This window comes from Ruminococcus sp. RTP21484sp1_RTP21281st1_A8_RTP21281_210402 (assembly GCF_040914025.1).
Taxonomy (GTDB): domain Bacteria; phylum Bacillota; class Clostridia; order Lachnospirales; family Lachnospiraceae; genus Blautia_A; species Blautia_A faecis.
Map to the genome: position 1 here is coordinate 33,409 of NZ_JBCPGE010000001.1, position 20,187 is coordinate 53,595.

Below are 20,187 nucleotides of genomic sequence, written 5' to 3' on the forward strand. Positions count from 1 at the left end.
ATATTCTTGTTTATATTCTATGTGAATTATTCAGCCTCATCCTCAGCAGCATCTGCATCAGCTGCCTCATCAGAATCTGCATTTTCTTCTGCCGCATCTGTGCTCTCTTCTGTCTTATCAGCTGCTTCCTCATCTCCCAGGCAAAGCATGTCAACCACACCATACTGTTCAGCCAGCTTATCAATCTCACCTTCGTCGTACAGCTTCATAACCTCAGCCCATACGGTATCACGAAGCTCCTCATTTCCCTTGGCAAAGCCAATGCCGTACTGCTCGCTCTGGATCGGCTCGTCCAGAATCTTATATTTGCCCTCTTCTCTCTGAGCCAGCTGATATTTGGCAACTCCGATATCAACAGCAACAGCATCAGCTGCGCCAGAATCAATATTCATAAATGCGGTATTGTAATCCGGATTCTCTGTAAGGGATGCAAAACTGTCTGTCAGTTCTTTGTTATCCTCGCTGTTCAAAGCATCAAGTGCTGCAGATGCAGCCTGTACTACAACATTCTTCCCTGCCAGATCTGCCAGTGTCTCAATTCCGGAATCGGAAGTGACTACCATAACCTGCTCGTTATTCAGATATGGATCAGACCATGTATAATCATCCTCACGTCCATTGATGGTAAAGCCATTCCAGATACAGTCAATATTTCCGGAATTCAGCTCCATATCCTTGGAATCCCAGTTAATCGGCTTCTTTACAAGCTCCCATCCAAGATTATCACATACCTTCTGCGCCACATCCAGGTCAAAACCAACATATTCGCCACTTTCATCCATATAACCAAAAGGCGGATACTCTGCATCAAATCCAACAGTCAGTGTCTTACTGTCGGCATCTGCATAAACCGTTACACTAGAGCAGATACCTGCTGCCATCAAGGCACTCATCATAATCGCCAGAATTCTTTTTTTCATAATATCTATCCTCCTGAAATCTAATTCTCATTATTTTAGTGCGTTTTCACTCTACCATATTAAAGCATGGTTGTATGGTAGCATACGAAAGTAATTCTGTCAATATAGTTTTTTAGAAAAAGCACAGGTTCATCACGAACCTGTGCTCCTATGATACTCTCCTGTCAGCTTCTCCAGCATTTCATCCGCCTTCCCTGGTCTTATGCTGACCTCCTTTTTCTGCGCAAACTCATCCAATGCCTTTTTTAAAGTATCCTTCACTTCCTCCGATACATTCAGCTCCTTCAGCCTGTTCTCATACTCCTGCGGCTTCTTCACGCTACGATAAGCAAGCAGATAGCAAACCAGCTCCTTAGGATCGCTCTGGGTAAGAAACGCCTCCCAGAAACACTCCATTGCTTTCTCCATCTGAAAAAGATAGCTGTACGCACATCCAAGGTTATGCCACACACTCATGGTCAGTCCCGGTCTTATCTGCTCCAGCCCTTCTTTTTTCAGAAGCTGCTGATACACCTTGATGGCACTTACATACATCTTATTCGCTACCAGGGCATCCCCTTTTCTCTTTTTTCGAAGAAGAGGTGCCTCCTGATCCAGCTTGGCAAGCTTTACATTCAATGCCTTCAGCTCATCGTAAGTAAGATAATTGATCTCCTTAAATACCGGATAAAGCACATCCTCCGCACTGGCAAATTTACCAAGATGAGGACGTAGCTTGGCTGCCAGCCTTGGCAGATCCAGTTCCTCGCTGATCCAGATACAGAGATTTTCATTTATAACAGAAGAATCCACCAGATAAAGATTGTGGTACAGAAAGTAGCAAAGCTCCTCCAGTGAGTAAATATTGGTATTGATACTCTCCACAAAAAACGGCTTGTCCGCCTTTTTTGTCTGACATAAAATATAACCGCTCATTTCCAGCCTCCTTTACCACTCTACCAGTTCGTCCCAGACCTTGCCGCTGGAAGGGAACATTTCTCCAAATCCAAGATCTTTTACAACAACGCGGCATTTCTTCTGTGACACATATGCAAGGGCCAGAGACAGTCTTGTAGTCTTATTGGGACGCTCAGGAAGTCCGGGCAGTCCCATAATTACTTTCTTCTTGTGCTTCTCGCCGAAGGTTCCAACAACAAAAACGAGCTCTGTTATATCATCCAGGATCAGCTCACAGCCAGCTTTACACTCATACCAGTTCTTACCAGCCTCAATAAGCGGGTAATATGCCGGTGCACCCATCACCCGCATTTCCATTCCCACATCTTTCAGCACAAGAGCAGGACTCATATAACGGTACCCCTTCAGGATCTTATCCTCAAGGCGCTCCTTTCCAGCTGCACATGCACCTTTTGCAAAAAGGTTATTTCCATAATAAACCTTTCTTCGCTGCATGCAAAGGCTTCCAATGGATATTTTCGCCCAATCCGGGCTGAATCCATATCCTGTGATCTGAATGCTGGAAAAAAGACCGGTTCCAAGAGTCTCCTTAATAAAATCACGGAAAGCCTCATCTCTGGCTTCCACGGCCTTCTCTCCCTCTTCTTCAGGTGCTGTAAGAGATGGGAGGACCGTCTTCTTCGGCTCCTCAAGGCGTACCAGCACCGGCCTTGTGCTGCTGTCCATAGTCAGCTGCTGAAACTTCACTTCATCCTGGTGAAAAGAATACCAGCCGATACTCCGGTTCCAGGTCTCTCTTTTCTGGGTAAGGGAATAATAATAAAAGCTCTCTCCATGGTCTATCAGCATGTACTGATTCTTCGAAAAACCAATGGCCTGGCAGGCTTTTTCCATATTTTTCACCTGGGGGTCCTCAAGCTCAGGACTTGTGATCACCAGGCATTTTGTATTTTTTACAAGATCTGCAACTCCCAGAAATTTCAGCATACCCTCCAGAAAAACCTGAAGCAGCTCCCATGGCTCCACCTGTTCTCCCAGAATCTGCACACTGTCTTCTTTCTTACAGATTCCATACAGGTCATCCACCATCTGTCCCCCTTTTTCCCGGGCAAAATAAACTGCCTCAAGACCAATGGTGTACTCTTTATGCTCTCCGCGCCTGCAAATACAGGTAGGTGCTTCAAACTCCTGGGCACCAACCTTCATGGACACAGAGCAGGGTTCCTCCCCTTTCCGGTCATAATAGCAGATCTGGGAATAATCTTTTCCAAAATCAATTCCTATGATCAAATCACGAATTTCATTCATATATTCAGTCCTCTTCTGTAATGACAAACATTTCTTTTACATACTGTTCCTGGCGGAAATACTGCTTCAGTCCCTGTTTCACCTCATGATGCTTGTCCAGTTTCCGCGCAGACAAAATCTGATTAATCATCTGGTACTTGCTGAATGGTGTACCTTCCACCTTACTCATTCCAAGTACCCGCTCTGGCGTTCTTTTGGTCTGTCCATTACATTCCTCTGAAAAATAATAATGCAAAGTTTCCCCGTAAAACATGGTAAACGGCTTGGTAAAAATACCCTCATATACATTCTTAAGAGGCTCTGTCTTATATTCCAGCGCACGTCCAAGTCCGGTATCCAAAGCATATACAAGGGTTACCTTCGCCTCCGGGCTGGTGTGATATTCCACACATGTTTTGTCATCCATCTGATACAGGCTCAGAATTTCCGGTGGAAGTCTGTGGAAGAAAGAAAATACCATTTCTTTGTCCATGCACATTTTCAGAAGCTCTTTTTCTATGGAAAGAAGAGCCTCTTTTCTGCTCTTTTCCCTGGAAAGCTCTTTAAACAAAGCCAGATAGCAGACTTCATTTACCATCCATTTCTGCATATATGCATTCAACAGACAGTTTTTCACAAAAGGACTCATGGTGTATTCTTTTACAAAAATGCCATAGGAAACATGGGTCAGATATCCGCTTACGATCCACTCCCTTCCGGAATGGCGAATGTAGGATTCCAGAACATGCTCTCCCTCCTTGCGGTAATCCGTGGTAAACATAAGAAGCTGAAGGATTTTTTCCTCCAGATCATAGGTATCCATTTCAAATCCCACAGCACTTTTCCAGATGGAAAACATTTCATCCACAGGTCCAAAACGATATTTCATAAGATATGTGAGGATCACCTCATCATAAAATCCATTTCTGTAAACATCAGATGCCAAAGCCAGAAGTTCCTCGTCTTCCAGCATGTCGCAGCGCACGATCATGCGGCTTACCAGTTTCAAAAGGCTTCGCATGTCCACGCCCTCATAGCCGAATTCCTCCACAATGGCCTGTGCCTGGGAAAAAAGACCGCGGCTTATAAGAACCACCAGAAGCTTCTGCCTGTCCACACGGGCGTATTCCTGGTAATCCATCTGCTTTAAATATTGATCCAGATCTTCGCCAAATACATGCTCTGCATAATAATCCAGAATCCTGCGACGTACCTTCTGCTTATACTCCATGCAAAAAGCATCGGATTTGACCAGTCTTTGAAAAATATCCAGATTATCTTTGTCCAGTTCATGGCTTTCGCAATAATGAAGAAGCACACCTGGCTCGTCCACGCCAAGGGCAAGAACTTTTCTCACTGCCCCATCCTCATCCATGGTCTTCTTCAAGCTGTAATCTACAGTAGCACTGTATCTGCGCTGCTTGTCATCCTGAAAAAGGATAGCAGCATCTTCTGTATAAATTCTTGGATAAGCTACGCCCTGAACACAGGTATAAGTCTCCTCTGATTCCATCTGACTGTGACGAACGATCACATAGCGGACTTTTTTATCATCAAAATAAAGGCGGTGGGTAAACATTTTCTGCGCAATGGAATCTGCCGCCTCTTTTGTGCGAGGCTCCATCAGAAACTCCTGATATAAGACAGCATAGCTCTCATTCATTTTGCCCTCAGCCAGTTTTTTCCTGGCGAAATCCCGCATACCTGACATATAGCGCTGGTATGCTGCCGGCTCTTTTTCCTTATTTGCAATAATGCAGGAATAAATAAATGCCCGCTTGGAATCTCCAAGGGAATCGCTGTTGTAAGTAAAATACATGAGAAGAGCCTTTGGAAGCTCAATCCGTCTGGAAGTGTCCATAGTCTCCACATAATACTCATAAAGTCTTGTAAGACGCAGCCCATGCTCCACTGCCAGGGAAAACCAGCGGAAATATTCGGTCTTTCTTGGGTTTCCCTTCATCACATATTTGCAGATGGCTTCCAGGGTATCCTCTGAAGAATACTGTTCATAGCCCTTTGCCAATGCCTGATAAATACTTTCGTTATAATCTTTCTCATATCCGGAAAGATATGCAAGGCGCATTACCAGCTCCTCTGTAAGAAGGTTTCTTCTTGCCGCGAAGCGGAATACCTGCCCCCAGAAGCTGTTCAGCCTGTGAAGAAGAGTCATGTCCTTGCAGATGATCTTCCATGCTTCCAGATAGAGGAACGGACTCCTGCAGCCCTTGCCAAACTGCTCTTCCAGCACAAATAATGCCTTGGACGGAGTCTCCTTGTATGCAGGATCCAGCTTCAGCAGGATCCATAAAAGCGGAAAACTGTCACTTTTTTGCATGTAAAAATTGCGGATTCTGGACAGGGCGTGAACCTTGTCCTTATATAAACCGGTAAGCGTGCACAGATACAGATAAATTCCAGCAAACTCCAGATCATCTCTTGTATAGGATTTATCCTGATAGCTTTCCAGAAGAACTCTTGCTTCCTCATGATGGTTCTCCATGTAAAGAAGAAAGGCCTCATACATCTGGTATTCCGGATAATCACATCCGGACTGGTGAAGCTGGTTCAGAATATAGTGGCTGCTTGCACTCCAGGTGGAAAAATCCATCCAGCTGTTGACCCCTGGATTCTCCTTTCCCGCAAGACAGCTTGCCACAGCAGTCTCATAGCACAAGTAGGCCAGACAGTCTTTTTGAAGATCCAGTTTACTCTTCTCCTGAGTCAGACGGATATCTACATCCAGTTTACCACTTGTGGATGCAACAACGGTATAAGTAATCTCCTGATAAGGGCTTTTTACTATAATTTTGCCAAACTGATTGCCTTGTCTTAATTTCTCCTTGTGTACCAGATATTCCACTTCATAATGGCTGCCAATAAAATCTTCGTCTGTTACCACCTTGCGGGGAACTTCCAGAAACTCTCCAACAGCTTCCACATCAAGGCGCAGATGCCCCCATCCGCTTCTCTGAATATAAAAAGATTCTTTCAAAGAGTCTTTCAACTCATAGTATTCTTTGCCCACCTCTCTGGCACTTATGGTTACTTTTTCCTTCTTGCCTGCGGCAATGAGAAATTCTTCCAGATGCTGATATGTCACCGGCTGTCTGGACAGACCATAATAAAGTGTCTGGATCTTTTGATCCTCATTTTCCAGAATTCTGGTGAAGCTGGCATCTTTAAAAATACGGAATGCCTCTTTAAAATCATCCCGGGCAACTTTTACAAATTCGTCCAGATTCCCTACCACACCTGAAAAACTGCGTATTTCCTCTTTTTCGATCTCAATTTCAAAAGGAAGACGGGCCTCTCCAATATTTGTAGTAAAGCACAGCCATCCCTTCAGGTTTTCTCCGGGAGCAAGTCCTACCGTATCAATTCCAAGCGGGAGACGCACAGTAGTTCCTGAAATATGGTCCATTCCCGGTACCACCCGGCGGCTGGAGGAAGTAACATAACCGCGGATCTTCTGATTATCCTCTGTTCCAACGTACACTTCCCCTCTCTTCGTCTCCCCTGCTTTCATGGTCAGGGAAATCTTCTCCTTGGAAAAAAGGAGCTGGGGCTGTTCATATTCAAACTTTCCGTTTAAAAGCTGTTCGATCTTTTTTTTCAAAATCATTCACCTTACGTCTTTCGTGTTCTTGTTACTGTCCACAAACTTCACAGCAACACGCTTCTCAGAACATTGCTGCGGAACAGTAATCCTGTTACTCGCTGTCACTGCCTCTTTCGAACCAGAGCCTTTTTCAAACACGCTCCAGGCAGTTACTCTGACATTATTATAATGATTTTCACCCTTTATTTCAATGTAAAATATAAAAAGAATCCTGCCACGATTTTTTCGCAGTAAAAAAAAGGCAGCCAGGCACTTAAAGCCTGTATTTTTCATAGACTATATAGAAATCCCCTTTGAGGTAGCGATTTGAAGACATTTTTGAAACCTTTGACAATGGCCGAGGAGCAGTATTATCTTCAGCAGTACCAAAGGGGCGATATGGAAGCAAAAAATATTCTCATAGAACGTAATCTGCGGCTTGTTGCCCATGTAGTAAAAAAATATCAGGGAACAGATGTAGAACTGGACGATCTGATTTCCATTGGCACCATTGGATTGATGAAAGCCATCTCCACATTTGATTCCACAAAAACAGCCCGGCTGTCCACATATGCAGGAAAGTGTATCAACAATGAACTGCTTATGTTATTCCGATCCCGCAAGAAGCATTCCCGGGAAATCTCGCTGTATGAACCCATTGGTACAGACAAAGAAGGCAATGAGATCAGTCTTCTGGATGTAATGGAAGGACCGGCAGTGGACGTTGTGGAAGAGTATTCCACCAGAGAAGATATCCGTCATGTACTGGATTCCATGAAGTCTGTACTGTCTTCCAAAGAATATGAGGTGATCTGCTGCCGTTTCGGTCTCTTTGGGCAAAAGGAACAGACGCAGCGGGAAATCGCCAGGCACCTTCACATCAGCCGCTCCTATGTATCCAGAATTGAAAAAAACGCCCTGCAAAAATTGCGGACGCTTTTTCCTGAAAACGGGTAAAACACGCTCTGCGAGTTTTACCTCTATGATTATTTGTTACTGTTCATTCCGTGACCAGTAACGATTATTTTTCTGAATTACTCTCAGACTTATGCTTCACTACGGCGGAGGATATCATAAACCTCTGCCTCACCGCCAAGATCTACAAACAGCTTCTGCTGCGGATGGGGAGCGCTTTCTACGGAATTGCCCTCCTCATCATAGATAGCTTTTACAGGAACCAGAAGATTGGTTCCATCCGGTTTCATGATCTCGATCATCTCTCCTACTGTAAACTTGTTTCTCTGTGTAATCTGCACATAGCCTCTCTCATCTACAGCTTCTGCAAATCCCAGATACGTATACCCCTTCTCATAGGTATTATTGTCATAGATCTGTGCTTCCTCGCTTGGTTTGCCATAAAAGAAGCCAGTTGTAAATTTACGGTAAGTGCAGCCTGCGATCTGCTCCTGATACCAGGACATGTTTGCCTGATATTTGGCCGGATCTTCCAGATAATCATCAATAGCCTTGCGGTAAGTACGTGCGACAGTTGCTACATAAAGAGCTGTCTTCATACGACCCTCAATCTTCAAACTGTCGATTCCGCTTGTGAGAATGTCATCCATGTGCTCGATCATGCAAAGATCCTTGGAATTGAAAATGTAAGTACCACGCTCATTCTCATAAACCGGCATATACTCCCCGGGTCTTGATTCTTCCACAATGGAATATTTCCAACGGCACGGATGTGTACAGGATCCCTGATTGGCATCTCTTCCTACCAGGAAATTGCTGAGAAGACAGCGTCCGGAATAGGAAATACACATCGCTCCGTGAATGAAAGTCTCAATCTCCATATCATCTGGAATATTGGCACGGATCTGGCGAATCTCTTCTAAAGAAAGCTCACGGGCAGTTACCACACGCTTCGCTCCAAGCTTGTACCAGAAGCGATAAGTCTCGTAGTTTGTATTATTTGCCTGGGTACTGATATGACGCTCAATCTCCGGACAGATTTCCTTGGCATAGGTGAAAATACCAGGGTCAGCGATGATCAAGGCGTCCGGTTTTAATTCCTTAAGCTCTTTCAAGTACTCTCTTACACCAGCCAGATCATAGTTATGCGCAAGAATATTCACTGTCACATAGACTTTTACACCATGCTCATGGGCAAATGCAATTCCCTGCGCCATCTCTTCTTTTGAAAAATTGCGGGCCTTGGCACGAAGCCCAAAAGCCTCTCCTCCGATATAAATAGCGTCTGCTCCGAAAACCGTGGCAATCTTCAGAACCTCAAGACTGCTTGCCGGAACTAATAATTCTGGTTTACGCATATGACTCCTCTTTCTTTACACTGATGGAGGCTCCGTCTCCTAACGGAAGGATGGAGGTCTCCAGCAGCGGATTGTGCTTCAGTTCATAGAGATACTGACGCATACGCTTATAAATGGTACGATTGCGTCTCTCTACAAGATAATGGGATTCGATAATGTCCCCTTCTTGAAGAACATTATCAGAAACAAGAACGCTGCCCTTATGCATTAATCGAAGCACATCCGGCAGCCAGTTCATATACTGCCCCTTGGCAGCATCCATAAAAATAAGATCATAAGTTCCAGTAAGTTCTTTCAGGATCTCTCCTGCATCCCCGGTAAGGAACTCTATCTGGGATTCCCGTCCTGCCTTCCTGAAATTCTCTCTGGCAATAGGGATCCTTTTTTCATAATTCTCAATTGTTGTTATTTTCAGATTCTCAGGTCCATATTCGCACATCAGCAGAGTGGAAAAACCTACTGCCGTTCCGACCTCCAGTATTTTCATCGGCCGGGTTGCTGCAAGAAACATTTTCAGAAAGCTCTGCATTTCCTTGCGGATAATGGGAACCCTTCCTGCAAGTGCTTCTTTTTCCAGTTCTTCCAGAAAAGGAGTATTCCCCATATCAAGAGAATTGATGTAAGTGCGCATTCTCTCCTCTACGATCACTGTCCGGACTCTCCTTCCCCTGCAGTTCCATCAGCTGCCTGAGTATCTGCTGTACCATCTGCACTCTGGGTATCAGCTGTATCAGTTCCTGCATCTGTAGTCTGAGTATCTGTCTGGGCCGCTGTATCAGCTGCTGTGGCACTATCCTGCGTAACACCAGTCTGCTCCTCATCACCAGCAAGAATACCCATAATACGTGTAGGAGTGTAAGCTGTACTTAACAGATAAGTTCCAGCCTGCATCTGTCCCTTATATGTAGAAAGTTTCTCCTGTGCAAAGAACACCAGACTGTCGTCGATCAGTCCCTTGCTTTTCAGGATCTTGGCTACCTCATAAGTGGATGAGCCTTCCGGAATCACAACTGTCACTTCCTGGCCTGCTCCCGGGCTGACTGCCTGCTGGTTAAAAACATTGTAGCCAAACTGATAGGCCGACTTGCCAATCCAGAAAATCAGCACTGCAACACAGACGTAAAAAGCAGTACGAAAAATTCCACCAGCTACAAAAAGCCCTGCTTTTCCCACCTGATCTCTTGTATTACCCATGTTTCCTCCTTATAACTCAGGAATGTCCAGATCGATTCCCTCTGTAAGTGTCCTGCATATCTTCTGCATAAGTTTACAAAGAGCAAGCTCCGCATCAAGAAATGCGTTTACAAGGGGATCTCTGCGCAGCTCCCTGGATTCTCTGTTGAGCTGCTCCGTTCCCCGGAACAGCTCATCTCTGTTTGCTTCATTCTGTAGTCTGAAATTGTTTCCTCTGAATGCATTCACACGGTCCATAAGCTCCGGGTTCTCCTTCAGAAGATCTCTGTATTTCTCAAATTCCTGATATTCCTCACTGTTCTGTACAGCTGCAAGAAGTGCATCTATACAGTCTTTTATCTCGTTCATCGCGCCTCTGCTTATGCCTCCATAATGATTGGAAGGATCATCGGACTTCTCTTGGTACGTTTCCATACGTAGTCGCTGAGTGCATCCTTCACTGCTGCCTTAATCTTACTCCAGTCTGTGATACCTTTATCCAGACATCCGTCAAGAGCCAGCTCCACCACTTCTCTTGCATGATCCATAAGGTCTTCTGACTCTCTTACATACACAAAACCTCTGGAAACAATATCCGGTCCTGCCAGTACCACATTGCTGTGTCTCTCTAATGTCATGACAACAATCATAATACCATCTTCGGAAAGATGCTGTCTGTCGCGAAGTACAATATTACCAACATCTCCGACTCCAAGACCGTCTACAAGAATTGCACCTGTGTGTACGGAACCAGTAACAGCCGCACTATTCTCATCAATCTCCAGAACATTTCCGGATTTCAGAATAAAAATATTGTCCTTGGAATATCCAAGTTCCTCTGCAACAAGCTTCTGGGCAGTCAGATGACGATATTCACCATGTACCGGAATTGCATATTTCGGCTTCACAAGGGAGTAGATCAGCTTAATCTCCTCCTGGCAGGCATGTCCGGATACATGTGCATCCTGGAAAATAACCTTTGCACCTTTCATGGAAAGCTCGTTGATAACCTTGGATACAGCCTTCTCATTACCTGGAATCGGATGAGAGCTGAAAATAATTGCATCATTAGGTTTAATGGTAATCTTCTTGTGGATATTAGCAGCCATACGGGAAAGAGCAGCCATGGACTCGCCCTGACTTCCTGTAGTGATCAGAACAAGCTGCTCATCCGGATAGTTCTTTACCTGGTCGATCTCGATCAGAGTCTGGTCAGGAACACGCAGATAGCCAAGTTCTGCGGCAGTGGTAATAACATTTACCATACTGCGGCCTTCTACTGCCACTTTACGTCCAAATCGGTATGCAGTATTGATGATCTGCTGTACACGGTCTACATTGGAAGCAAACGTTGCAATAATGATTCTTGCAGTCTTATATTCATTAAAAAGATTGTCAAAAACATGACCAACTGTACGCTCAGACATGGTAAAGCCCGGACGTTCCGCATTTGTAGAATCGCACATAAGGGCAAGAACGCCTTTCCGTCCGATTTCCGCAAATCTCTGCAGATCAATGGCATCCCCAAATACAGGGGTATAGTCCACCTTGAAGTCACCTGTGTGCACCACGATTCCCACAGGAGAATAAATAGCCAGTGCAGATGCATCCTGGATACTATGGTTCGTCTTAATAAATTCAATAGCAAAATCACCAAGATTGATCACCTGACCGTGTTTTACTTCTTTTAACTTGGTAGTCTTAGTCAGATTATGCTCTTTCAGCTTGTTGCTGATCAGCGCAAGAGTCAGTTTGGTGGAGTAGATCGGTGCATTTACTTCCTTCAGTACATATGGAAGCGCACCAATATGATCCTCATGACCATGGGTGATCACAAATCCTTTCACCTTGGAAATATTCTCTTTCAGGTAGGTAATATCCGGAATTACAAGATCGATTCCCGGCATGTCATCTTCCGGAAAAGCGAGTCCGCAATCTACTACTACTATACTATCTTCATACTCAAAAGCTGTAATATTCATTCCAATCTGCTCCAGACCACCAAGTGGAATGATCTTCAGCTTGGATCCACTGTTATTTTTGCGTGGTCGCTTTAAGGCAGGCTTGCCCTGACTGCGGAACTGAGGTTTATAATTTCCCTTGACCGGCTTATCCTGTCCTTGTTTCTGACCATCTTTTCCGTCCTTTTTCGGCTGTGCCTTATATCTGTAATTTTTATGTCTGAAATTTGGTTTTCTTGTTCCGTTTCCGACTGCCGGAGTCCTTTGTCCGTTGTTGTTCATTTCATTTTCCGTCTTCAATCAATCTATCCTCCATTTTGCGCACTTTATCCTCCAAACTCACGCTACCAGGATAAAGCGACTTTATTTTGTTTCGGCTGGTAACTGTTCAGTAACTTCACAATTACACGCTTCACGATGCACAAAAAAACATGCAAAGCATGATTTCGCATCACTGTTCACGATCTGCCCAGCAAATTATTACATTTCAAGATCTACGTCGTCCAACATCTGTTCAAATACTTTGGAAATTGCCATCAGTTCTTCATCATCTTCTACCATCTCATAGCTGGCTTCTTCGCTTCCCTCTTCTGAAACATCTTTCATAATATAGGCGTTCGCCTCGTCATCCTGTGAATCGGAAACCAGAAGATAAGTGATTCCTGCAACTGTAGTCTGTTCTTCCACAAAAAATTCTATAATCCCATCCTCGGATTGAAATTTAATTTTCTCCATTATTCTCATCCTTATTCATATTCATTCGGTCTAAGTATCCTTGTAAGATCAAAACCGCAGCCATCTGATCGAGAAACTGCTTCCTGTTCTCACGTCTGACACCGGTCTCCATTAAAGTACGCTCCGCTTCTGCCGTAGTCAGTCGTTCATCCCACATCACAACAGGCAGGCCAGTCCTCTTCTCCAGCTTTTCTTTAAACTCAAGAGATTTCACCGCCCGCTCGCCTACAGTATTATTCATGTTCTTCGGATATCCAAGTACAATACGCTCTACCTGATACTCCGAAATCAGTTCTTCAATCCGTGCCATCGTCTGGCGAAGCTTATTCTCCTGCTTGCGCCAGACAGTCTCCACACCCTGTGCGGTAAGTCCCAGTGGATCACTGACGGCAACGCCCACCGTCTTGGAACCGTAGTCTAATCCCATTAATCTCATAATCAGTATTCCCAGGATCTGTTCTTAATATACTCGGTCAGCAATTCCTCAACAAGTTCATCACGCTCAACCTTCATGATCATGCTTCTGGCACCCTTATGACTGGTGATATAAGTCGGATCACCGGACATAATATAGCCTACGATCTGATTCACAGGATTATAGCCTTTTTCTTCCATTGCGTTGTAAACCAGGTCCAGGATTTCTTTTACTTCAAGCTCCTGATCTGGTTTTGTTCTGAAATATTGTGTACTTCCCAGATTATTTTCTGCCATTTTTCTCACGTCCTTACGATTATTTCTTTTTTATTTTAATATAATTACGTGTAAATTACAATCCTAATTTTGCATTGCCTGTCATTTCCGCAATTGTGTGGTTACCGGTCACGACCTGCCCAGTAACCCGCTTCGCGATGCACAGAAATCATGCATTCGCATGATTTCGCGCTGAGATTCTCGGGTTTTCTGTGAACTTTGTTCACAAAAAACACCTCGCGGAACGTTACCAGTGAACAGTAATAATTATGTTACTGGTCACGCCCCTACAAAACCTGTACTTCTTCTCCCTGCAAAATATGTGGCTGCAAAGCTTCTTCCACTTTCACCGCCAGAATATCATTTACACCGTATTCCTCCGTTTTCAGCACCGCCACTTTCACATATTCTCTGGAATGTCCCAGATAATATGCTTTTCCATCAATCTCCACTTCCTCCTCCAGAAGTACCTCCAGAGTCTTTCCAAGAAGAGAAGTCTCATATTCTGCTGCACGCTTCTGGTGCAGCTCCAGCATTTTGTCACTTCTCACAGCTTTTTCTGCCTCTGTCAGCTGACCGGACATAGCCGCAGCCTTAGTTCCATGGCGACGGGAATATTTAAAAATATGGGTTTCATAAAAATGAATATCTTTCACAAAATCATAGGAAGCCTGAAAATCCTCTTCTGTTTCCATTGGAAAACCAACGATCACATCTGTTGTCAGCGCTGGATTTCCGAAATATTTGCGAAGAAGTTCACATCTTGCTTTATACTCCGCACTTCTATATCGTCTGTTCATTCTCTCAAGAGTCGTATCGCACCCACTCTGCAGGGAAAGATGAAAATGGGGGCAGACTTTTGGCATAGAAGACAACTCTTTTGCAAATTCTTCCGTAACGATTCCCGGTTCCAGGGAACCAAGGCGGATTCTCTGAATTCCTTCCACTTCATTTACTGCCTGAATAAGAGAAAGCAAGGTTTCTTTATTGTCCTCAGGAAAATCCACTCCATAGGAGCTGAGATGAATTCCTGTGAGCACCACTTCTTTGTAGCCGACTTTGGCCAGCTTGTGCACTTCATTTAAAATATTCTCTTTTTCCCTGCTTCGCACGCGGCCTCTTGCATAGGGAATGATACAATAGGTGCAAAACTGGTTGCAGCCATCCTGCACCTTAATATAAGCACGTACATGCTCAGCTGTGCGGCTGATTTCCAGTTCTTCATATTCCTTTGTCTGATTAATCTTAATAATATGAGCCTGACGCTGGTGTTCTTTTTCAAAATCAGTCAGAACTTCCACAATATTTTTCTTCTGGTTATTTCCAAGTACCAGATCCACTGCTTCGTCCTTTTCCAGTTTTCCCTCGTCAGTCTGTACATAACATCCTGTTGCTACTACCACCGCATCCGGGTTCATCTTTTTCGCCTTGTGAAGCATCTGACGGGACTTACGGTCTGCAATATTTGTTACCGTACAGGTATTTATTACGTAAACATCAGCACCTGGTTCAAAAGGTACGATTTCATACCCTGCCTGTTCCAGAAGCTGCTGCATAGCTTCCAGCTCATAAGAGTTTACTTTACATCCAAGATTGTGTAATGCAACCTTTTTTTTCATTCTTTCCTCCAAAACTAGTACCGTCCACACCATGCAGGATAACCCCTCCGCAATGCACTGAATTCATGTAAATACGTGATTTTGTGCCGCACTTCCCGGATTTTCAGTAAATTTCATTCACGAAAAGCATCTCGCGGAATATTATCAGTACACAGTAATGTTGTAAATTTTTTATACATTTTCACTAATTCTGCTGCCATTTTTTTTCTTTTTTCACCTTGACTTTTATCCTGCCTACAGGTAATATGAGTACTGTAAAGCAAACTACTAACAATCCAAGGGAGGTTATATCACAATGAAAACAGCAAAAATCTCACTTAACTCTATTGATAAAGTGAAAGCATTTGTAAACGAGATCAGCAAATTTGACTGCGACTTCGACCTGGTATCCGGAAGATATGTGATTGACGCTAAATCTATCATGGGTATCTTCAGCCTGGATTTATCCAAACCGATCGACCTCAATATCCATGCTGATGGAGCTGCTCTTGACAGCGTTATGGAAATCATCGACAAATATACAGTTGAATAATTAAATATTCGATTGTCAGAGGAACTGTTCACAGTTCCTCTTTTTGTTTTTTCGATGATTTCATGCAGTCTCTGAGTACTTTTCCACTTTTTTACTGGATTTCAATCACTTCTGCAGTGCTAAGTGCCGCTTCCATCAGTTCATCAATTTTCTCAGCCAGCTTCTCCTCCGACTTACGGATCACATTCAGATTCGGCTTTGTAACCGGATGCTTTGCGACGAAAATAGTACAGCAATCTTCATATGGAAGAACAGAAGTGTCATAAGTTCCAATCTCCCAGGAACGCTCTACAATTTCCTGTTTATCAAACCCAATCACCGGACGATATACCGGTAATGTGCACACTTCATTCGTTGCAGCAAGACTCTGCAGGGTCTGGCTTGCAACCTGTCCAATGCTCTCACCGGTAATAAGTCCAAGACAGTTATCCTTCTTTGCAAAATACTCTGCAATTCTCATCATATAACGGCGCATAATGATAGTAAGCTCATCATGTGGGCACTGATCGTAAATGTACAGCTGAATGTCTGTAAAGTTTACTACATGAAGTCTGATCGGTCCACTGTATTTTGCCACCAGCTTCGCCAGGTCCACAACCTTCTGTTTCGCACGCTCGCTGGTATACGGCGGAGCATGGAAATAAACGGCTTCAATCTTAACTCCTCGCTTTGCGATCATATATCCGGCCACCGGGCTGTCAATTCCGCCGGAAAGAAGCAGCATTGCCTTTCCATTGGTTCCAACCGGCATTCCGCCAGGTCCCTTGATGCTCTTGGAATATACATAAATTTTTTCACGGATCTCAACAGAAACGGTAAGTTCAGGCTGATGTACATCCACCTTTGCCTCCGGAAAAGCATCCAGAATGCTTTCACCGATTCTTGCACTTACTTCCATGGAATTTACCGGATAGGACTTCTTTGCACGTCTTGTATATACCTTGAAGGTGCCGTGATAATCCGGATGTACATTCTTCATGTACTCCACAACGTCAGAGCGCATCTGCTCAAATCCTTTGTCCTCGTAGATCACTACCGGACAGATATAAACAATACCGAATACTGTTTTTAATGCAGCTACAGCCTCCTCAAAATCGTATTCCTCCGGACAGAATACATAAACACGGCCCTGCTCCTTCACAACGCGGTAATCGCCCTCTATCTTAGAAAGAGCAATATTCATCTGCTTCACAAGGGCATCTTCAAACAGATATCGATTTTTACCCTTGATAGCTATTTCTGCGTATTTTATTAAAAATGCGTGAAATATCATTTGATTTCCTCCTGTTTCTTTATTTTATGCGGCTGCCGGACTTTCCCCGGCGCTGCATTTCATTCTTCTTTTCCTCACTGCATCAGTGTCTGGAATATCTCCGAAGCATAGGCAGTACCTGCCCGATCACTTCCAATGCATAATCCACTTCTTCAAATGTATTTTCCTCTGAAAAACTGAATCTCAGCGTACTTTCTCTTTGGGCTGCTTCCATTCCCATTGCACTTAAGGTTCCGGCAGCTTTTCTTTTGTGGCTGGAGCAGGCGCTTCCGGCTGAAACATAAATGCCTTTTTCTTCCAGAGTATGAAGCAGCACTTCGCTTCTCACGCCCAGAAAGCTGGCGCTTAAGATCTGAGGTGCACCTTCTCTTATCTCCATTCCGTTGAGACGAACATCAGGAAGTTTCAGAAAACCTTCTGCAAGGCGTTCCTTCAGCTGATACATATGCTCAATTTTCTTATCAAAATCCGTGTAGACCATCTTTGCAGCAACACCCAGTCCTGCAATTCCAGGTACATTATCTGTACCGGACCGCATACCGGCCTGCTGGCCGCCGCCTAAGATCTGAGGCTGAATCCTGGCTTTCTCATTGATATATAAAAATCCTACACCTTTAGGCCCGTGAATCTTATGGCTGCTCACAGAGAGCATATCAATTCCTGCCTTTTTGGGATAAATACGGTATTTTCCAAATGCCTGGATCGCATCTACATGATACAGAGCCTTCGGGCTTTTCTCATGAACCAGTTTTGCAATCTCTTCCACTGGCATCACAGCACCAACCTCATTGTTTACATACATAGTAGATACCAGAATCGTATCCGGGCGCAAAGCTTTCTCTAACGCCTCCAGCTGAACCACACCCCTGTGATCTACAGGAACTATCGTCACCTCATATCCCATCTGTTCCAGGCGCTCTGCGGGCTGTCCTACAGCTGCATGCTCCACTGAAGTGGTGATAATATGGTTTCCGCTTCTTTTATTTGCATCCGCTCCGCCAAACAAGGCCAGATTATTTGACTCTGTTCCGCCAGAGGTGAAAATGATTTCTTTTTCATTTACCTTGAGAATTTTGGCAAGTATCTGTGCAGCTTCACGGACATACTTTTCCGCTTCCACACCTTTTAAATGCATGGCAGAAGGATTTCCAAAATCCTCTGTCATTGTTTTTACTACAATCTCTGCCACCTCAGGATAACATCTTGTGGTAGCAGAGTTATCAAAATATGCTTCCATTTCTTACTTTTCCTCTTTTTTTCCAGAGCATGTTAAAAAAAGGCTTTCTGCAAGATGTGCGTCACAATTTGCGGAAGCCTTTACCCGGATAAGGGCGCAGCAGCGAGCTGCGGCAGCCGAATTCGGGTGAAATATACCGCAAAGTGGGGCGTGCAGATTGCTGAAATGATTTTTCAAACAGGCTCTGGCACATCTTGCAGATTGCTAAAATATTTTTAAACAGACTCAAGCGTATACATCAGAATAGACAGCATGGTCATACCTGCTGTCTCTGTGCGCAGGATTCTTTTTCCCAGGGTCACCGGTTTCCCACCGGCTTCCATGGCATCTCTCACTTCTTCCTCCTCAAAACCGCCTTCCGGGCCAATAAAAATCCCCACAGATTGTCCAGGCTGAATTGCCGCCAGGATTTCCCGGGTCTCTTTCATACCTTGGGCAAGCTCATAAGGAATCAGAACCACATCCAGTCCTTTTGCAAAGGCAAGTGCTTCTTTCCAGTTCATTACATTTTTCACTTCCGGGATTAGCATACGCTTAGACTGCTTAGCTGCGCTCTCGGAAATCTGCTGCCATCTGGTAACCTTCTTCTGCGCTTTCTTTGCGTCCAGCTTCACCACACATCTCCTTGTTTCAACTGGAACAACAGCGTAAGCGCCAAGCTCCACAGCCTTCTGAATGATCAGTTCCATTTTATCCCCTTTAGGAAGACCCTGGAACAAATAAATCCGGCTTGGGAGCTCATACTGGGATTCCTGGGCATAAAGGATATGAAGAACTGCGCTGTCCTCCTGAAATTCTTCTATGGTACAGTGATATTCCTTCTCACTGCCATCGCTGATCCAAACGTCCTCACCAATGCGCATGCGAAGAACATTTTTCATATGGTTCAGATCCGGACCTGTAAGGGTAATCCTGTGTTCTTCCTCAAGGACCTGATAAGGCTCCACAAAAAAGCGCTGCATAATTATTCCTTTCTGGCTGTGACAGATACCCATTCTCCCTGATGGGTTACCTCAACCAGCTGAAGCCCGGCGTCTTTCACTGCCTTTACCACTACTTCTTCTTTCACATCCAGGATTCCAGAGGTGATATAGTAAGCACCCTTTTTCATCTGATTTACGATAACCGGTGTGAGAGGCACCAGTACATCTGCCAGGATATTAGCCGTTACAATGTCATATTTCTCATATCCAACCGTGTCTTGAACTTCTTTATCATCAATGATGTTTCCAATGAGCATGTCAAAAGTCTCATCCTTAATATCGTTAGCCTCTTTATTGTCTGCCACTGCCGGAATTGCACAGGGATCAAGGTCAGTTCCCACAACATGAGCAGCGCCCAGCTTCAAAGCTACAATTCCAAGAATACCGCTTCCGGTTCCAACATCCAGCATCTGGGTGTCTTTTGTCACAAATTTCTTCAGCTGACGAATTACCAGCTGGGTTGTCTCGTGCATACCAGTTCCAAAAGCTGTACCTGGATCAATGTGAAGGATCATCTTATCTTTATCTTCTTCCTTCACTTCTTCCCAGGATGGAACAATAAGAATGTCATCTACATAGAACTGATGGAAATATTCCTTCCAGTTATTGATCCAGTCTTTGTCCTCTGTCTGGGATTCTGTGATGGTACCTTCGCCGATATCCATGTATCCGCGTACTTCTTCAAGGACAGCACGTACTTTCTCGAGAACAGGTGCAGTTTCTGTGTCCTCTTCCAGATAAAAATTCAGATAGGCGATTCCATCATCCGCTGGACCTTCCGGCATAATATCCACAAACATCTGCTCTTTATCTGTCTCGGTAAGGGGCTGTTTGTCCTGAATCTCTACGCCCTCAACTCCAACGTCTGCAAGGGCAGAGATAATAACGTCTTCTGCTTCTGTTTTTGTTTTGATGGTAAAGCGATTCCACTTCATACTATTTCTCCAATCTTTTTATTGAAAGCTGTTTCTTCATAATCACAATATGGTATTTTTTAACATCTTTC

The 20,187-nt window shown here is 44.3% G+C and carries 20 protein-coding genes and 1 pseudogene; 3 read left to right on the plus strand and 18 right to left on the minus strand.

Going from position 1 to position 20,187, the window contains the following annotated elements:
- Window positions 1-26: 26 nt before the first annotated feature.
- The 4 genes from AB5170_RS00145 to AB5170_RS00160 all read right to left on the minus strand — a co-directional run bounded on the left by AB5170_RS00145 (window position 27) and on the right by AB5170_RS00160 (window position 6,723).
- Window positions 27-920: an amino acid ABC transporter substrate-binding protein gene (locus AB5170_RS00145; protein ID WP_173719315.1), complete on the minus strand. Its 894-nt coding sequence runs from the start codon at window positions 918-920 to the stop codon at window positions 27-29.
- Window positions 921-1,052: 132 nt separating this feature from the next.
- Entirely contained in the window at window positions 1,053-1,835 is a 783-nt protein-coding gene (locus AB5170_RS00150; RefSeq protein ID WP_173719316.1) for a hypothetical protein, read from the minus strand.
- Between the two features lie 12 nt (window positions 1,836-1,847).
- Window positions 1,848-3,125 carry a DUF5716 family protein gene (locus AB5170_RS00155; protein ID WP_148461294.1) on the minus strand — a complete coding sequence of 426 codons (1,278 nt, stop codon included), beginning with the start codon at window positions 3,123-3,125 and terminating at the stop codon, window positions 1,848-1,850.
- A gap of 4 nt (window positions 3,126-3,129) precedes the next feature.
- Window positions 3,130-6,723, minus strand: a complete 3,594-nt coding sequence (locus AB5170_RS00160) for a DUF5717 family protein (RefSeq protein WP_226840989.1) — start codon at window positions 6,721-6,723, stop codon at window positions 3,130-3,132.
- 309 nt (window positions 6,724-7,032) lie between these two features.
- Here AB5170_RS00160 and sigK point away from each other — a divergent pair, with 309 nt between their 5' ends.
- On the plus strand, window positions 7,033-7,662 hold the full coding sequence (sigK, locus tag AB5170_RS00165; protein ID WP_148461293.1) for an RNA polymerase sporulation sigma factor SigK: 630 nt from the start codon (window positions 7,033-7,035) through the stop codon (window positions 7,660-7,662).
- Window positions 7,663-7,751: 89 nt separating this feature from the next.
- Here sigK and AB5170_RS00170 read toward each other — a convergent pair whose 3' ends face one another.
- The 9 genes from AB5170_RS00170 to mtaB form a co-directional block, all read right to left on the minus strand.
- Window positions 7,752-8,978: a U32 family peptidase gene (locus AB5170_RS00170; protein WP_173719318.1), complete on the minus strand. Its 1,227-nt coding sequence runs from the start codon at window positions 8,976-8,978 to the stop codon at window positions 7,752-7,754.
- A complete protein-coding gene (locus AB5170_RS00175) occupies window positions 8,971-9,627 on the minus strand; it encodes an O-methyltransferase (RefSeq protein ID WP_118578540.1) in 657 nt (218 codons plus the stop codon). The genes AB5170_RS00170 and AB5170_RS00175 overlap by 8 nt, the downstream gene beginning before the upstream one ends.
- On the minus strand, window positions 9,624-10,172 hold the full coding sequence (locus AB5170_RS00180; RefSeq protein ID WP_368361655.1) for an endolytic transglycosylase MltG: 549 nt from the start codon (window positions 10,170-10,172) through the stop codon (window positions 9,624-9,626). The genes AB5170_RS00175 and AB5170_RS00180 overlap by 4 nt, the downstream gene beginning before the upstream one ends.
- Window positions 10,173-10,181: 9 nt before the next feature.
- The gene (locus AB5170_RS00185) at window positions 10,182-10,520 is read right to left on the minus strand and encodes a YlbF family regulator (protein ID WP_148461290.1); all 339 of its coding nucleotides are present in this window, start codon (window positions 10,518-10,520) and stop codon (window positions 10,182-10,184) included.
- An 11-nt stretch (window positions 10,521-10,531) separates the two neighbouring features.
- On the minus strand, window positions 10,532-12,394 hold the full coding sequence (locus AB5170_RS00190; RefSeq protein WP_227198735.1) for a ribonuclease J: 1,863 nt from the start codon (window positions 12,392-12,394) through the stop codon (window positions 10,532-10,534).
- Between the two features lie 198 nt (window positions 12,395-12,592).
- Window positions 12,593-12,847 carry a DUF1292 domain-containing protein gene (locus tag AB5170_RS00195; RefSeq protein ID WP_173735244.1) on the minus strand — a complete coding sequence of 85 codons (255 nt, stop codon included), beginning with the start codon at window positions 12,845-12,847 and terminating at the stop codon, window positions 12,593-12,595.
- Window positions 12,834-13,283 (minus strand): Holliday junction resolvase RuvX, encoded by a 450-nt coding sequence (gene ruvX / locus AB5170_RS00200; protein WP_118578548.1) that lies wholly within the window; start codon window positions 13,281-13,283, stop codon window positions 12,834-12,836. Before ruvX ends, AB5170_RS00195 begins: the two co-directional genes overlap by 14 nt.
- Window positions 13,284-13,285: 2 nt before the next feature.
- A complete protein-coding gene (locus AB5170_RS00205; protein ID WP_021925017.1) occupies window positions 13,286-13,558 on the minus strand; it encodes an IreB family regulatory phosphoprotein in 273 nt (90 codons plus the stop codon).
- Window positions 13,559-13,824: 266 nt separating this feature from the next.
- Entirely contained in the window at window positions 13,825-15,156 is a 1,332-nt protein-coding gene (gene mtaB / locus AB5170_RS00210; RefSeq protein WP_173769827.1) for a tRNA (N(6)-L-threonylcarbamoyladenosine(37)-C(2))-methylthiotransferase MtaB, read from the minus strand.
- A gap of 295 nt (window positions 15,157-15,451) precedes the next feature.
- Here mtaB and AB5170_RS00215 point away from each other — a divergent pair, with 295 nt between their 5' ends.
- Window positions 15,452-15,688 (plus strand): HPr family phosphocarrier protein, encoded by a 237-nt coding sequence (locus AB5170_RS00215; protein ID WP_021925019.1) that lies wholly within the window; start codon window positions 15,452-15,454, stop codon window positions 15,686-15,688.
- Between the two features lie 91 nt (window positions 15,689-15,779).
- Here AB5170_RS00215 and thiI read toward each other — a convergent pair whose 3' ends face one another.
- The 3 genes from thiI to AB5170_RS00230 all read right to left on the minus strand — a co-directional run bounded on the left by thiI (window position 15,780) and on the right by AB5170_RS00230 (window position 18,333).
- Window positions 15,780-16,961, minus strand: a complete 1,182-nt coding sequence (thiI, locus tag AB5170_RS00220) for a tRNA uracil 4-sulfurtransferase ThiI (protein WP_173770628.1) — start codon at window positions 16,959-16,961, stop codon at window positions 15,780-15,782.
- Window positions 16,962-17,043: 82 nt separating this feature from the next.
- Window positions 17,044-18,198, minus strand: a complete 1,155-nt coding sequence (locus tag AB5170_RS00225; protein ID WP_118578554.1) for a cysteine desulfurase family protein — start codon at window positions 18,196-18,198, stop codon at window positions 17,044-17,046.
- Window positions 18,199-18,201: 3 nt separating this feature from the next.
- Window positions 18,202-18,333, minus strand: coding sequence for a DUF6783 domain-containing protein (locus AB5170_RS00230; protein ID WP_313720025.1), 132 nt, complete (start codon window positions 18,331-18,333; stop codon window positions 18,202-18,204).
- Between AB5170_RS00230 and AB5170_RS00235 the strand changes: the two are divergent.
- Window positions 18,295-18,417, plus strand: a pseudogene (locus AB5170_RS00235) (DUF6783 domain-containing protein); the annotation flags it as partial. The gene AB5170_RS00230 and the pseudogene AB5170_RS00235 sit on opposite strands and share 39 nt — an antisense overlap.
- Here AB5170_RS00235 and AB5170_RS00240 read toward each other — a convergent pair.
- Window positions 18,414-19,160: a 16S rRNA (uracil(1498)-N(3))-methyltransferase gene (locus AB5170_RS00240; RefSeq protein WP_173716407.1), complete on the minus strand. Its 747-nt coding sequence runs from the start codon at window positions 19,158-19,160 to the stop codon at window positions 18,414-18,416. The pseudogene AB5170_RS00235 and the gene AB5170_RS00240 overlap by 4 nt on opposite strands.
- A 2-nt stretch (window positions 19,161-19,162) precedes the next feature.
- A complete protein-coding gene (gene prmA / locus AB5170_RS00245) occupies window positions 19,163-20,116 on the minus strand; it encodes a 50S ribosomal protein L11 methyltransferase (RefSeq protein WP_148461284.1) in 954 nt (317 codons plus the stop codon).
- Window positions 20,117-20,187: the final 71 nt, after the last annotated feature.

Coding starts and splice junctions, on each gene's coding strand:
- AB5170_RS00145 (WP_173719315.1), bottom strand. CDS start 920: ATGAAAAAAAGAATTCTGGCGATTATGATGAGTGCCTTGATGGCAGCA.
- AB5170_RS00205 (WP_021925017.1), bottom strand. CDS start 13,558: ATGGCAGAAAATAATCTGGGAAGTACACAATATTTCAGAACAAAACCA.
- AB5170_RS00195 (WP_173735244.1), bottom strand. CDS start 12,847: ATGGAGAAAATTAAATTTCAATCCGAGGATGGGATTATAGAATTTTTT.
- AB5170_RS00180 (WP_368361655.1), bottom strand. CDS start 10,172: ATGGGTAATACAAGAGATCAGGTGGGAAAAGCAGGGCTTTTTGTAGCT.
- thiI (WP_173770628.1), bottom strand. CDS start 16,961: ATGATATTTCACGCATTTTTAATAAAATACGCAGAAATAGCTATCAAG.
- AB5170_RS00240 (WP_173716407.1), bottom strand. CDS start 19,160: ATGCAGCGCTTTTTTGTGGAGCCTTATCAGGTCCTTGAGGAAGAACAC.
- prmA (WP_148461284.1), bottom strand. CDS start 20,116: ATGAAGTGGAATCGCTTTACCATCAAAACAAAAACAGAAGCAGAAGAC.
- AB5170_RS00150 (WP_173719316.1), bottom strand. CDS start 1,835: ATGAGCGGTTATATTTTATGTCAGACAAAAAAGGCGGACAAGCCGTTT.
- AB5170_RS00170 (WP_173719318.1), bottom strand. CDS start 8,978: ATGCGTAAACCAGAATTATTAGTTCCGGCAAGCAGTCTTGAGGTTCTG.
- AB5170_RS00155 (WP_148461294.1), bottom strand. CDS start 3,125: ATGAATGAAATTCGTGATTTGATCATAGGAATTGATTTTGGAAAAGAT.
- AB5170_RS00215 (WP_021925019.1), top strand. CDS start 15,452: ATGAAAACAGCAAAAATCTCACTTAACTCTATTGATAAAGTGAAAGCA.
- AB5170_RS00225 (WP_118578554.1), bottom strand. CDS start 18,198: ATGGAAGCATATTTTGATAACTCTGCTACCACAAGATGTTATCCTGAG.
- ruvX (WP_118578548.1), bottom strand. CDS start 13,283: ATGAGATTAATGGGATTAGACTACGGTTCCAAGACGGTGGGCGTTGCC.
- AB5170_RS00185 (WP_148461290.1), bottom strand. CDS start 10,520: ATGAACGAGATAAAAGACTGTATAGATGCACTTCTTGCAGCTGTACAG.
- mtaB (WP_173769827.1), bottom strand. CDS start 15,156: ATGAAAAAAAAGGTTGCATTACACAATCTTGGATGTAAAGTAAACTCT.
- AB5170_RS00190 (WP_227198735.1), bottom strand. CDS start 12,394: ATGAACAACAACGGACAAAGGACTCCGGCAGTCGGAAACGGAACAAGA.